Origin of the sequence: Flaviflexus huanghaiensis (genome assembly GCF_014118685.1) — a bacterium.
GTDB lineage: Bacteria > Actinomycetota > Actinomycetes > Actinomycetales > Actinomycetaceae > Flaviflexus > Flaviflexus huanghaiensis.
In genome coordinates this window covers 102,092-114,553 of the sequence record NZ_JACFAK010000004.1, presented here as the reverse complement: position 1 = coordinate 114,553, position 12,462 = coordinate 102,092, and the positions used below count along the sequence as shown (strand labels likewise).

Sequence of the window (12,462 nt, the reverse complement as noted above, 5' to 3'; positions counted from 1 at the left end):
TAGCCATGGGCAAGAAGAGCCGCCTCAAAGACAAAGCACCAAAGAAGAAGCGGGTACCTTTCGTTGAGCGACCTTACGAGGGCCTCCAGTCGGAGCTCGAGCTTGTCGCCATGCGCGAGATCATCCCAGCCGCGACGACGACGGTGACGACGACTGAGGACTACGGTAGCCGGGAGATCACTCTCGTTACCCTCCTCCCCAACCTCTCCGCGGCCGTGCGCCGCAAGAACGGTGAACTTCTCGTCGCCATCCAGACCGTCACGGGTTCCGGCGATGCCTCGCGTGATCTCGCCGCCCTGATCCTCGAGGCGCTCGAACTTGAGCCGGGTGAGACAATCCCGTCCGCCCCACTTCCCGAGCCGGGCCCGCGCCTTCAGGACATCCTCGTCGATGAAGAGCTCGAACTTGACCTCTACGAAGAATTCTCGTACTGGGTGAGCGACGAAGAAAAAGACCGTGACGAGGTGCGCGAGGCGATCGAACAGACCCGCGACAATGTTTCCCCCACCGTTGCCGTCGACTCCGTCCGCGGCGCCTACTGGGTGCGAATGGCCAACGAGTTCGTTCGCTGGATTCGCACGGAGGATCAGGACAGGGTGCTCGATGGTCTCGCACGGCTCCAGACCGCCCGCTCCGAAGGATTCGACAAAGACGCGCGGTTCGTCGGCGCCTTCCGCGCATGCGGCCTGTTGATCCCCGTGTGGCAGCTTGCCCCGGGCACGGAGGCTGACGAGCTCGCGGGACCGATGGCTGAATTCGACGCCGAGTTCTCCGCGGCGATCGCATCGACCGAGCCGCTCTCCCCCGAACAGAAGCGCGCCCGTTCCGGGATCGTCTCCCGGCAGGTGACGCTCCGGTGACAGCAATGTCCGACAAGCGGGAGGTTGACGCCGTTTCTCAACTGTTGTCAATCTCTCAGCTTAAGGGCGGTAAGCTCAGCCTGTGAACTCCTCTCGCGTGCACGTGGCCGTCGTTATTCCGGCTAAGGACGAGGTCGATCTCATTGCGTCGACCGTCCGATCTGCGCGCGCAATACCGCACGTCGATCTCATCGTCGTCGTCGACGATGGGTCGACCGATGACACCCAATCAGCCGCACGCGCGGCTGGTGCCACGGTCGTCCGGCATCCCGTCAACCGCGGCAAGGCCTCCGCACTCGAGACGGGTTCGTCGGTCGTGGCAATGAGGGATGCGGAGGGGCGCCAGCCCCGTCTTCTCATGTTTATCGACGCCGATCTCGGGGAGACTGCAGTCCAGACCGCACCGCTCGTCGACCCGGTGTTACACGGCGAGGCGGACTGCACGATCGCAGTCCTGCCAAAGCAGAGCGGAGCGGGCGGGCACGGTCTCGTCACCGGTATGGCTCGGCGTGCGATCTCGACAATGACAGGCTGGTCCCCCATGCAGCCGCTGTCTGGTCAGCGTTGCATGACCCGTGAAGCGTACGAGGCTGCAAAGCCCCTCGCTCGCGGCTGGGGCGTCGAAACGGCCATGACGATCGACATGCTCGTCGCCGGTATGACTCTTCTCGAGGTTCCGTGCGATCTTCAGCATCGTCCGACTGGGAATGACTTCTCAGGGCAACTTCACCGCGCCGCGCAGTACCGGGATGTGTCACTCGCTGTTAATCTTCGCCGGCTGAGGGGCGTTCGCATTCCTTCGCACCTGCGAGTGGACCCCAGCAGTCAGCGTCCCGCAGAGCCGTTCAACGCCTACCGCGTGCGCGCCGTCTAATCGCCGACCGCAGGCGTGACATGCCTACGTGCGTGCCGGTCTGGCATGACCGCTGAAGCAATGAGTGGGATGGCAACGAGTGCACCGACGATGACGATGATCGGGCCTGAGTCGTTGATCAGCATCCCACCGCCAAGCACGATGACGAGGGCTGCCACAACCCATGTCCACACGCTTCGATCCGTGCCGACCGGGTTCGTCATCCGCACTCCCCGAGTCCGCAAGAATGCGTAGGCCGCGATGATGATGAGGGCAAGGACGAGGATGACGGGCCATAATCCGGCCACCTGTAGCGCCTTCCGGCCGATAACGGTCATGGCGGATCCGTCAAGAATGGATGCGGCAAACTCCCCGAGATGGGTGCGCTCAGCGGGCGGCCGCAGATAGTCGATGGTCACGAAGGACGCGGTGATGACAGCCCCGGCTACGACAATGCCGAGGGCGCTCCATGCCGTCATTGGCCGTCCGAGAACGAGGAGAATAAGCAGGAGGAAGGCAACCGTCAACACCGGCGGTCCACCGAAGTCCGCGCCGTGCCAGGGCGAGCCGTCGATGATGATGATGGCGGCTCCAAGAAGGCCGATTGAGAGTGCTGCGCGGCGGCGTTCCACCATGACTGCCACGACTCCCGCAAGGATGATGCCTGCGGTTCCAGAGATTGCGAACATCATGTTCGTCATCCCGTAGAAGCGGCCCACCTGGGGTTGTGCTCCGAAGACCGAGTCGAGTGCAAGGGTGCTCCCGAACAGAACAGGAGCGAGGAAGGCGAGCACTGTCAGCGCGGCGATCATAGCTGCGGGGACTGCGCTACCGCGTCGGCGGGCCGCGTGTGAGGCGGTTCCGATAGCCGCGCTCAGCAGAAGAGTGCCGACGATGAGGACAAGCGTCGGCCGGTTAGCGTCGTGCCATGGGAACAGATTCATCGCCACACTCGCTGCGGGAAAAACTGCGGCCGCAAGGGCGGAGATATGGAGGGCTCTTCCTCTGCGAAACAGCAGGGCGGCGATGAAGGTGAGTCCCCACAAAACTCCCCATGCAACAAACGTTGGGCCTGTGGCGGACCGAATCGACTCATTGACCTGCGCCAAGTTAGTGACTGTAGCGCGGTTGTCGGCGGGCGAGCCTCCCTCTAGGGTTACGATGTCCGCGCTATCGGTGCCAGCCAGAGTCGCGGTGAGGTCGGTGCTCGTCACGAGCCCGGCCCGCCGGGTCGTCTGCGAGGTGAGCAGGCCAGGGTCGTTCGAGCTGCGCATAAGCACTTGGAGAGTTGAGGGCTCACCGTAATCAGCGAGAGAGGCGAGGATGATGTCCGCACGAGGTAGCGCTTTGTGTATGTCGTCCAGCACCTCTCCCAACCGAGCGTCGAGGTCCCTCATGCCCGCCCTGATTGTGCTCTCGTCCCAGTCGGGTCTGACAAAGTAAACGGAAGTTGGGTCTCCCGTCGGTCGACGATCAACTTCAGCGAAGACTCTCGGCTCCACTTCAGTGAGTGCACCGACATCGATGACGACAAGGTCCTTGCCGGGTGCTAATTCTGTCAGCTCCTCGACGGCTCCGTAGTGCCCAATCCTCCCCCTCGTATCCGCGAGGGCAATCGCAGCCCCCGGTCCAAGGGCGAGAGTCTCCATCGAATCCGTCACTTCCCCGAGCCTGCCGAGCGTCGGGTCGAACGCGGACCTTTTCGCAGCCTCCACGTACTCGTCCCAATGTGGGACGAACCCGCCGACTGGCTCTTCGAGCTGGCGGCACGCTCCGGAGTCAGTGACGCCGTCCCCTGCACGCTCACCGGAACTTAGAGTCAACCAGCCGTCCGCAGGGCACGCCCGCGGGTGGGTGCCGCGAACATTGAGCGCAGCAAGATCAGCGTGCTCGGCGAAGTCGAAGAGGTTCGGAGTCGACTCGTCGACAAACTCCCACATGACGCCGCCTGTGCCGATGACGACCGTCGGCCGGTCCGAGGAATCGGCCGCTACCGATGGCGTAAGGAAGGCCAGCGCGCACGCGAGCATCGCGGCGAGGACTGCTGGCACTTTCATGGGACGATCCTATATGGACAGCGGTCTGGGAGATCGGTGCCAGGACTACAATGGGCCCATGCGGTTCTCATACCTGGGCCCTCGCGGCACATTCACGCAGATGGCGCTCATGCAGATCTCGGACGACGAGTCAGAACATGTGCCCGCGATTGACGTCCCTGCCGCACTGCGCATGGTGCGCCGCGGCGAAACCGATTTCGCCGTTGTCCCCATTGAGAACTCGGTTGAGGGCGGAGTCAACGCGACCATCGACTCCCTCTCGAACGGCACCGCTCTGCGGATCGCCGCGGAAATGCTCGTACCGATCACCTTCGTTCTCGCCGCTCCCGAAGGGACCCGGCTCAAGAATGTCAAACGCATCGGAACGCACCCGCATGGTTGGGCGCAGTGCCAGAACTGGATCGCTGAGAACCTTGGCGACGTTGCCCATGTCGCGGCGACGTCGACAGCGGCGGCCGCTGCGGCGATCGCGGATGGCAACACAAGCTTCGACGCGGCCCTGTGCAACCCCCTGTCGGCCGAGCAGTATGGTCTCACTGTCCTTGCTGAAGGTGTGGCGGATAATCCGGATGCTGTCACCCGCTTCATCTGCGTCGGCCCAGAGAACGTGCCGTTGCCGGAGCGCACGGTGTCGGATAAGACAACACTTCAGGTTCAGTTGCCCTCGGACGAGGCTGGCGCCCTACTAGCGATGCTCGAGCAGTTCGCGACCCGCGGGGTCAACCTGTCCCGAATCGAATCTCGGCCAGTCGGCGACTCTCTCGGCCGCTACCAGTTCTCCATTGACTGCGAAGGCCATGTCGAGGACGAGCGGATCCAGGCGGTCCTCATCGGCCTGCATAGGACGTGCCCACGCGTGCAGTTCTTCGGCTCCTACCCCAGCGCAACGCAGATTCCCATCACCCTCCGACCGGGCACAGCCGATCAGGACTTTGTCGCAGCCCGTGCCTGGGTGGCGAGCCTCCTACCGACTGACTGATCAGAAACGGACGAGTAGCCCTCCTGGTTCCACTCGTGCCCTGATCGTCGAAGCGTAGCCGAGAGCATCGCCGTCAACCTGAACGCGTTCGGGATCACGGGTGACGACGCTGGCGGCCCGGGTTTTCTTCAAATCAATTTTCCCGGTCTCAGGAAGACCGTCGTGCGTCACTCCCATACCTGCTAGCCCCATCCTTCGGACCAGGTCCGCCCAGCCGACGAGTCCGCCCTTCGTATCGATAATGACGAGGTCAATCCAGCCATCGTCGAGCCTTGCCTCCGGTGCAAGGACAACTCCGCCAGGTAGCCGACCGACGTTCGCGAACATGACAGATCGGGCGTCGATGACGAACTCGTGCGCGATACCGGTCGTCACCTTCGCTCGGATCTTCGTCGTCGCCATGTTTTTCATTGCGGAGGCAATGTAGGCAACCCAGCCGAACTTTGACTTCAGCCCATCATCAGCGTCACCAACCATCGCCGCATCGAAGCCGAGTCCGGCGATAACGGCGAAGGCGTGCTCGCCACCGGGAACAGAGACGGCGACCTCGTCTCTCTTGCGGATCTGCTCGATCTCATCCTCGGTCAGCGGGTCGGCCTCGAGGAATCCGATGTCCATGGGATGTGTGCCGCCGGTCAGCGCCGTCCGCACCATCGCCTCCGGCGAGCTGATCGGCAGGTCAAGGTTGCGGGCGAGGAGGTTCCCTGTGCCGAGGGCAATAATGCCGAGAGCGACATTGCTTCCGGTCAGTCCTGCAGCGACCGAGCGCACTGTGCCGTCCCCACCGGCGGCGAAGACGATGCCGGCGCCGTCGGCGACCGCTTGCCGAGCCTGATCATCCCCGGGATGTTCGATCGTCGTCTCGACCCACCGAACATCGGAATATCCCGTCTCCGCTGCCATGTCTTCGACCATGAGTTTGAAGGCTGGGAGGTTGACGTTCTTGACCGGGTTGTAGATAACAACGAGAGGACGAGATCTCAGATCGTCGCTTGTCACTTCCTCCATGATCGAGTCGGGGAGTTTGACGTTTTGAGCCGCGAGCGCACGGCGGTTGCCGATGGAGATCGTGAGGGCACTAACCGCCACGAGCAGGGCGGCAATGGCCAGCCACGAATCCCAGGTCATATCGGAAACATTAGCGCTCCGGGCTAGACTATTCCTATGATCGATATTCGCTATGTCCGAGAGAACCCCGAGGCGGCCAGGGCGTCCCAGCGCGCTCGTCACGCTGATGAGTCGCTCGTGGACAGGCTGTTGGCGGCCGATGAGGCTCGCCGTTCGACTCTCCAGATCGCCGAAGAAACACGTGCGCAACAGAAGGCCTTATCGCGCACGGTAGGCAAGGCAAGCCCCGAGGAACGTCCCGCAATTCTGGCTGATGCTCAGGCGCTGGCCGCGAGGGTCAAAGAGCTCGAGGAAACCGCTGCGGCGGCGAATGCGGAGTACGAGCAGATCGGACTCATGATCCCGAATATCATTATCGACGGTGTCCCCGCGGGTGGTGAGGATGATTACAGGGTCCTCAAGCACGTCGGCACCGTTCCCGAATTCGACTTCCCGGTGAAAGACCACCTCGAGCTCGCCGAGGGCATCGGCGGGTTTGACATGGCGCGCGGCACGAAGGTGTCAGGCTCGCGCTTCTACTACCTCACGGGCATCGGGGCTCGGCTCGAGCTCGCCCTGTTGACTGCCGCCGCCGACCTCGCCGAAGCGAACGGCTTCTCGCTCATGATCACCCCGACGCTCGTCAAGCCGGAAATCATGGGGGGCACTGGCTTCCTTGGTGAGCATTCGGACGAGGTTTACCACCTTGAGGAGGATGATCTGTACCTTGTGGGCACGTCCGAGGTGGCGCTTGCCGGCTACCACGCTGACGAGATCCTCGACCTGTCGGACGGTCCGAAGCGCTACGTCGGCTGGTCAACGTGCTACCGCCGGGAGGCCGGATCCTATGGCAAGGACACCCGCGGCATCATTCGCGTCCACCAGTTCAACAAAGTCGAAATGTTCTCCTACTGCACTCCCGCCGAGGCGGAAGAAGAGCATGCTCGACTGCTTGACTTCGAGGAACAGATGCTCGCGAAAGTCGAGATTCCCTACCGCGTCATCGATACCGCTGCCGGTGATCTCGGTAGCTCCGCTGCCCGGAAGTTCGATTGCGAGGCGTGGCTACCGAGCCAAGAGCGCTGGATGGAGGTGACGTCGACGTCGAACTGTACGACGTTCCAGGCTCGTCGACTGAGCGTTCGGGAGCGGGTAGAGGGAAAGACACAGGTCGCCGCCACTCTCAACGGGACCCTTGCCACGACCCGTTGGCTTGTCGCGATCCTCGAAAACCATCAGCGCGAGGATGGCAGCATCTACGTTCCCGAGGGATTGCGCCCCTACCTTGGCGGCAGAGAAGTGATCTCGCCGAAGTGAGACCCTTCAGTCACGCCGACGCGACCAAACTTCACGAGGCGATGTCGGGCCTGCCGAGTGCGGGCCCGGACCTGCTCGTCGCTCTCGACCTCGACGGAACGACAATACGGCACGACACGTCACTGTCCCCGAGAGTGGCGGAGGCTGTCCACGCCCACCTTCAGGCTGGCACCCACATCGTCATCGCTACCGGCCGCGGCATCGACGCAACGATGATCGTCGCCGAACAGCTTGTGCTACCGAACGGGATGGCTGTCTGCGCGAACGGTGCGATCACGCTCTCCCGGGAGGTGGGAGTTGTCGAGCCCGGGATCTTCCCCGGCGCCCGCCTCATCGACTACACGACGTTCAACCCTGCAGGCGAGATCGAGACGATCATGACGTACGTTCCGGAGGCGCTTCTCGCCGTCGAACCGGCTCGTGGCCCCCGTCGCCTATCGGCGCCGTTCCCCCGCGGCGAGCTCGTCGGCAACTCGGTCATCCTTCCGCCCGACCAGCTGGCGGGCGATGACGCGACGCGTCTGACCGTCCGTGCGCCAACGCTGAGCGCTGAGGAACTTCAGGACAGGATCGATGGTCTCGGACTCGATGGCGTCGAGTACGCGGTTGGCTGGACGGCCTGGCTCGACATCTCACCCTTCGGTGTTTCGAAGGCAACCGCACTCGAGAAGCTTCGCCAGGAATACGGCATGCCGACGTCAAACGTGCTCGCGGTGGGCGATGGAGATAATGACATTGAGATGCTCGGCTGGGCTGGCACCGGCATTTCCATGGGGGAAGCGGACGATCGCGTCCACGCTGCTGCGGATGCTCGGACAGCGTCAGTTACAGACGATGGGCTCGCCATCGTGCTCGAGCGGCTTCTTTAACATGCACTGTCTCAGCGGCTCGCCGATGCACTCGGCGGGCCGCTTTACTTTCAGCCGACCGTAGGCCTCATCCTCTACCCGTACCCACGTCGAGGATGACTTTGCCGAATGGCTTTGACTGCTTGACGTACGCGAATGCGGCCGCGACCTTCTCGAGGGGAAAGCTCTCTGCAACGTGTGCGGTCATCCTGCCGTCTGCGAACCGTGGCAGAGCGAAGTCGGCCGCTGCGCGAACGATCGACTCCTTCTGTTGTGTGGGCCTCCCACGGAGGGTCGTGCCATGGATGGAGAGCCGTTTGACCATCATCCGTCCCAGATTCACGTCGGAGACAGCGCCACCCTGGAGGGCGATCACAGCAATCCTGCCGTCGACCGCAAGGAGGGGAAGAAGCTCGCCAACGTCTGCTCCCATAATGTTGAGTATCGCATCCACACCGTCCGGCGCGAGCTCTCTCACCTGCTCAACAAGGCCATCGTCGTGATCGACTGCTGTCGCACCCAGGCCCTCAATGGCCCGGCACCGCTTCCTGCCGCCCGCGGTGGCAATGACCGTTGCTCCGAGCTCGCGGGCGAGCTGCACGGCAATCGTTCCGAGTGACCCGGACCCGCCCTGAATGAGAACGGTGGTGCCGTCACCGACTCTCAGCACGTCGGCGAGATTCGACCACGCCGTTGCGAGGGATTCGGGAATGGCGGCGGCATGGGCCTGGTCGATGGTGTCCGGCACCGGCATAACCTGTCCTCCAGGCACCGCAACATAGTCGGCATAACCGCCGGAGGAGAGCAGCGCCATGACCCGCTCGCCCGTGTCGACTCGGTGGCCGGAAACTTCGAGCCCAAGGATGTTCGAGGCGCCCGGAGGCGGGGGGTAGCTCCCAGCCACCTGGCTGAGATCAGCCCGGTTGATCCCGGCGAAGTCGACTCGGATGAGGACATCGCCCTTCAGTGGGCTGGGGACCGGAACCTCTCGAATATCGAGGGACTCATCTGTTATCGCACGCATCGTTTCGACCACGACCTCATTGTGACAGCGATGTGCAAGTCGAGAAAGGAATCAGTAGAATGAGCGGGCTTGGAGGGTTGTCAGAGCGGCCGAATGAGACGGTCTTGAAAACCGTTATGCGGCGACCCCGCATCGGGGGTTCGAATCCCCCACCCTCCGCCATGGTCCTGAGCCGGTGCGTGACGCCCGGCTCAGGGCTTTTTGTCGTCGAGGGCCGCGCTCGCGCCCGATCAAGGCCCGGGTCGGCAAGCAGGCGCCGCGCCCCGCCACTCGCCTTCGATACCTCTCATCCCGGAGCGCTCGAGAACTTTCGATTCCGGCTGTCAGAGCGCGCTTCGACGATCAGCGCGGTTAACCTAACGCACCTCCTGCTTAGTTGTGAACTAAATTCACTTATTTTTGTCCGGCATTCCACCTACACTGGAGATAAACGTCGACAACTTGATTCACAACAGCCGATGGAGGCTACAATGTTCACAACGACAATGTCCCGAAAGAAGACAACCTACTACGGCAATCGTCGAGCGATCCTCGCCGATCTTGAGAACGTGATCGGAGGAGCGGCCATGACCGTTGACGAAGCGGCATGGGGCCGAACGATCATCGAGCTCGTCCTCGACATTCGGCCTGACGAGCAGGTGATTGTCGGAGCCTGCGGGCAGGGCCACCTCAACACCAAGCTCGCCTGGAGTAGCGCACGGGTGGTCGGCACGGGCCATGGCCCAGACGCTGCCGACGACGCACTCATCGAGGTCCTTGAGGACGAGCAGCTCGGTGAGCGGTTCAGCGAGATCGTCCTCGTCACCGGCGATCACGGCTTCGCCGAGAAGGTCCGCGGCCTTGTCGGTGGGGGTACTCCCGTGACCGTGGCCTCCTGGCGCGGCGGCCTCTCTCCACTCCTCGTGGCCGCTGCCTCTGGAGTCATCATCCTCGACGAAGTTCTCTCCACCTATGTGAAGGCGGCATAATGTCTGACCAGCTACTCTCCCCGACGAACATCGCCGAGCTCGCCTCGGTCAGCCGTTCGGTCGTCAGCAATTGGCGCAAGCGATATGACGACTTCCCCGAACCTGTCGGAGGCACCGACTCTCGCCCCCTCTTCTCTCGCGACGAGATCATCTCCTGGCTGACCGCACGCGACTACACGGTCACGGAAGACACGGTCGCGACGATCTGGGCGTCCCTCAACGTGTTGAGAGGGATCCTGGAGGCTGACAGTGCGCAGATCCTCGTCCTTCTCCTGTTCGGGATTCGCCAATACCTGCCCGACGAGTTTGATGAGATCGCGGGCGCGCACCGAAACGAACGGCTGTCGCTTCTCGATGCCGCTGAGGCTGAACTCCGCAGTCATTACCCCACCGACGAAAAGAACCGCGTGGCTCTGCGGGTCGATCTCGCCGACCTCCTCACGGGAATCAGTCCAGCATCCGTCGATCCGCTCCTCACCGCGATCGGCTCCGCGGAGGTCGGGCGGATCGCCGACTACGCAGATGAGATCATTGCGCGATTCTCCCGAACGGACAGGTTCGGCAACGTCCACGGCAGCGTCGGGTCCAGTTCTTCGGCTCTCCTCGCGGCGCTCTTGCGGGACGTGGAAGGCACGGTCTACGATCCCGCCAGCGGCATCGCCGACGCCCTTGTCCTGGTCGCCGCCCATCATCGCGCCACCTCTCTCATCGGGTCCGAGATCAGCCCGCGAGCGCTCATCGTCGCATGCCTGCGGACGATGCTGAGCGGCGTCAACGTCTCGTTCACTTTGGGCGATGTGCTCGCAGAGGATCCGGTTCCAGACCTCGTGGCGGACGCTGTTATCGTCGAGCCTCCGCTAGGCGTGCGTGTTGATCCGACGGACATGTTGGCCGACCCGCGGTTCTCATACGGGATCTCATCCTCGATGGGGAGCGAGCTTCTGTGGATTCAGCATGCCCTCGCCCACCTGGCTCCGGAGGGGAGGGCGTACGTGCTTACCTCGCATGCTGTGCTGCGGCGAGGACGCCGCGAAAAGGATATCCGCGCGAATCTCCTGACAGCTGGGTGTGTCGAGGCCATTGTCAGCCTGCCGAGCCGAACGCTCTCCTACACGGCTACCCCTCCCGCACTCTGGGTGCTCCGAAACCCCGGTCCGGCCCGCTCCGTCCTTTTCATTGACGCGCGCGACGTGACGGAACCTCGGGATGTCGTGCCCTCATGGCTGAGCGAAGGACGGATCGACGCACCCCATGCGCGCATCGACATCACGACTCTTCTCGCCGATGGCTCCGATCTCACACCCGCGCCGTGGACAGGCTTCGACGATGTCGATCCCACGCTGGTCAAGAAGGCGGCCATCGATACCGCCGCCGCACTGTCGGCAACCCTCGAAAGCCTGGCTGCGTCGCAGCTCCCACCGATCGCGCTCGATGGACTTCCCAAGCCTCAGATCACAACGGTGGGCAAGCTGCTGGACGTGGGCGTCGTGGAGAGGGTGCCAAACCGGGCGGGGCGGACTGCAAAGACGGATCCGTCTGTCGTCCGCCACCAGCATCTGCGCGATCAGGCGCTCCCAACCCAGTGCGAGAACCCGGCCCTCAATTCCACCGATGAGACTAAACCCGGGGACGTGCTTCTCACGACCGTTCACGGGATCTTTGCCATGGTCGACTGGGGCGGTGACCGTCGCGTGAGCCTCGGGGTTGAGCACCTGCGAGTGACGGATCGGTCAGCTCTCGCACCGGACTACCTCGCCTTTGCACTGACAGGCACATGGAACGAACGCTTTCGCGTCGAGTCTGCGATGAGCCGGATTACGTTGGAGGATATGGAAATTCCCATGATCCCGCTGTCGGACCAGGAGGAGGTCGGGCAGCTCCTCAGCCGCATCGGCGAGATCCAGAACCAGGCCAGACACATCGTTCAGCTCGGCGATGAGGCACGGTCGGGGATCCTCGACGCTGTGCGTCATCACATCGACATCTCATGAGAACCCATGGAAACGGCTCGCATCCCTCGGTGCCGAGGATGGTATGGCGGTCCACACCAAAAAGTCATTAGCGAATAGGGTGCCGGACCTGTAAAATGGATCAAGCTAGCTCATAGCGCCTGGAGATGTCGCATAGTCAGGTCGAGTGCGCCTCCCTGCTAAGGAGGTAGGGGTGTATAGCCCCTCGAGGGTTCAAATCCCTCCATCTCCGCGATAGCCTCCTTAATCGTTGACATACCAACGATTGAGGGGGTTCTCTTTTGTCAAAATAGCCCCCTCTGTATCGTTATGTGAATCGTTAGTTCGGTGTCTACTGGTAGCGGGCCGTGCGAAATCGACGAACATCCGTTGGCGCCAATAATGCCGGACAGTAAGGCGAGCCTAAGCGGGGAGTGGACTATGGGCGTTGCCGGGCGCAGAATGTTCTTGCACTAACGACGGATACACCCGCCCAGCTG

At 62.7% G+C, this 12,462-nt stretch carries 10 protein-coding genes and 2 tRNA genes; 9 read left to right on the top strand and 3 right to left on the bottom strand.

Features of this window, described 5'->3' with window-relative positions; all coding sequences use genetic code 11:
* The first annotated feature begins 5 nt into the window (after positions 1–5).
* Both H7E91_RS04360 and H7E91_RS04355 read left to right on the top strand, forming a co-directional pair.
* A complete protein-coding gene (locus H7E91_RS04360) occupies positions 6–860 on the top strand; it encodes a DUF5926 family protein (protein ID WP_182353877.1) in 855 nt (284 codons plus the stop codon).
* A gap of 82 nt (positions 861–942) precedes the next feature.
* Positions 943–1,734: a glycosyltransferase family 2 protein gene (locus H7E91_RS04355; protein WP_338401728.1), complete on the top strand. Its 792-nt coding sequence runs from the start codon at positions 943–945 to the stop codon at positions 1,732–1,734.
* On the opposite strand, the gene H7E91_RS04350 is transcribed toward H7E91_RS04355, so the two are convergent.
* Positions 1,731–3,770 carry a hypothetical protein gene (locus H7E91_RS04350; protein ID WP_182353876.1) on the bottom strand — a complete coding sequence of 680 codons (2,040 nt, stop codon included), beginning with the start codon at positions 3,768–3,770 and terminating at the stop codon, positions 1,731–1,733. The genes H7E91_RS04355 and H7E91_RS04350 overlap by 4 nt on opposite strands.
* A gap of 58 nt (positions 3,771–3,828) precedes the next feature.
* On the opposite strand from H7E91_RS04350, the gene pheA reads away from it, so the two are divergent.
* Entirely contained in the window at positions 3,829–4,749 is a 921-nt protein-coding gene (pheA, locus tag H7E91_RS04345; protein ID WP_182353875.1) for a prephenate dehydratase, read from the top strand.
* Here the strand turns inward: pheA and H7E91_RS04340 are convergent, their stop codons facing one another.
* Complete coding sequence (locus H7E91_RS04340; protein ID WP_182353874.1) at positions 4,750–5,877, bottom strand: diacylglycerol/lipid kinase family protein; 1,128 nt, start codon at positions 5,875–5,877, stop codon at positions 4,750–4,752.
* 36 nt (positions 5,878–5,913) lie between these two features.
* Between H7E91_RS04340 and serS the strand changes: the two genes are divergently transcribed.
* Complete coding sequence (serS, locus tag H7E91_RS04335; protein ID WP_182353873.1) at positions 5,914–7,173, top strand: serine--tRNA ligase; 1,260 nt, start codon at positions 5,914–5,916, stop codon at positions 7,171–7,173.
* Positions 7,170–8,042: an HAD family hydrolase gene (locus H7E91_RS04330; RefSeq protein ID WP_338401727.1), complete on the top strand. Its 873-nt coding sequence runs from the start codon at positions 7,170–7,172 to the stop codon at positions 8,040–8,042. The genes serS and H7E91_RS04330 overlap by 4 nt, the downstream gene beginning before the upstream one ends.
* Before the next feature lie 67 nt (positions 8,043–8,109).
* Here H7E91_RS04330 and H7E91_RS04325 read toward each other — a convergent pair whose 3' ends face one another.
* Positions 8,110–9,057, bottom strand: a complete 948-nt coding sequence (locus H7E91_RS04325) for a zinc-binding dehydrogenase (protein WP_182353872.1) — start codon at positions 9,055–9,057, stop codon at positions 8,110–8,112.
* A gap of 59 nt (positions 9,058–9,116) precedes the next feature.
* Between H7E91_RS04325 and H7E91_RS04320 the strand changes: the two genes are divergently transcribed.
* The 4 genes from H7E91_RS04320 to H7E91_RS04305 all read left to right on the top strand — a co-directional run bounded on the left by H7E91_RS04320 (position 9,117) and on the right by H7E91_RS04305 (position 12,215).
* Positions 9,117–9,207, top strand: a tRNA-Ser gene (locus tag H7E91_RS04320).
* Positions 9,208–9,515: 308 nt separating this feature from the next.
* Positions 9,516–10,013 carry an NYN domain-containing protein gene (locus H7E91_RS04315; protein WP_182353871.1) on the top strand — a complete coding sequence of 166 codons (498 nt, stop codon included), beginning with the start codon at positions 9,516–9,518 and terminating at the stop codon, positions 10,011–10,013.
* Complete coding sequence (locus tag H7E91_RS04310; protein WP_182353870.1) at positions 10,013–12,004, top strand: N-6 DNA methylase; 1,992 nt, start codon at positions 10,013–10,015, stop codon at positions 12,002–12,004. The genes H7E91_RS04315 and H7E91_RS04310 overlap by 1 nt, the downstream gene beginning before the upstream one ends.
* Before the next feature lie 121 nt (positions 12,005–12,125).
* Positions 12,126–12,215 (top strand) — tRNA-Ser (locus H7E91_RS04305).
* Positions 12,216–12,462: the final 247 nt, after the last annotated feature.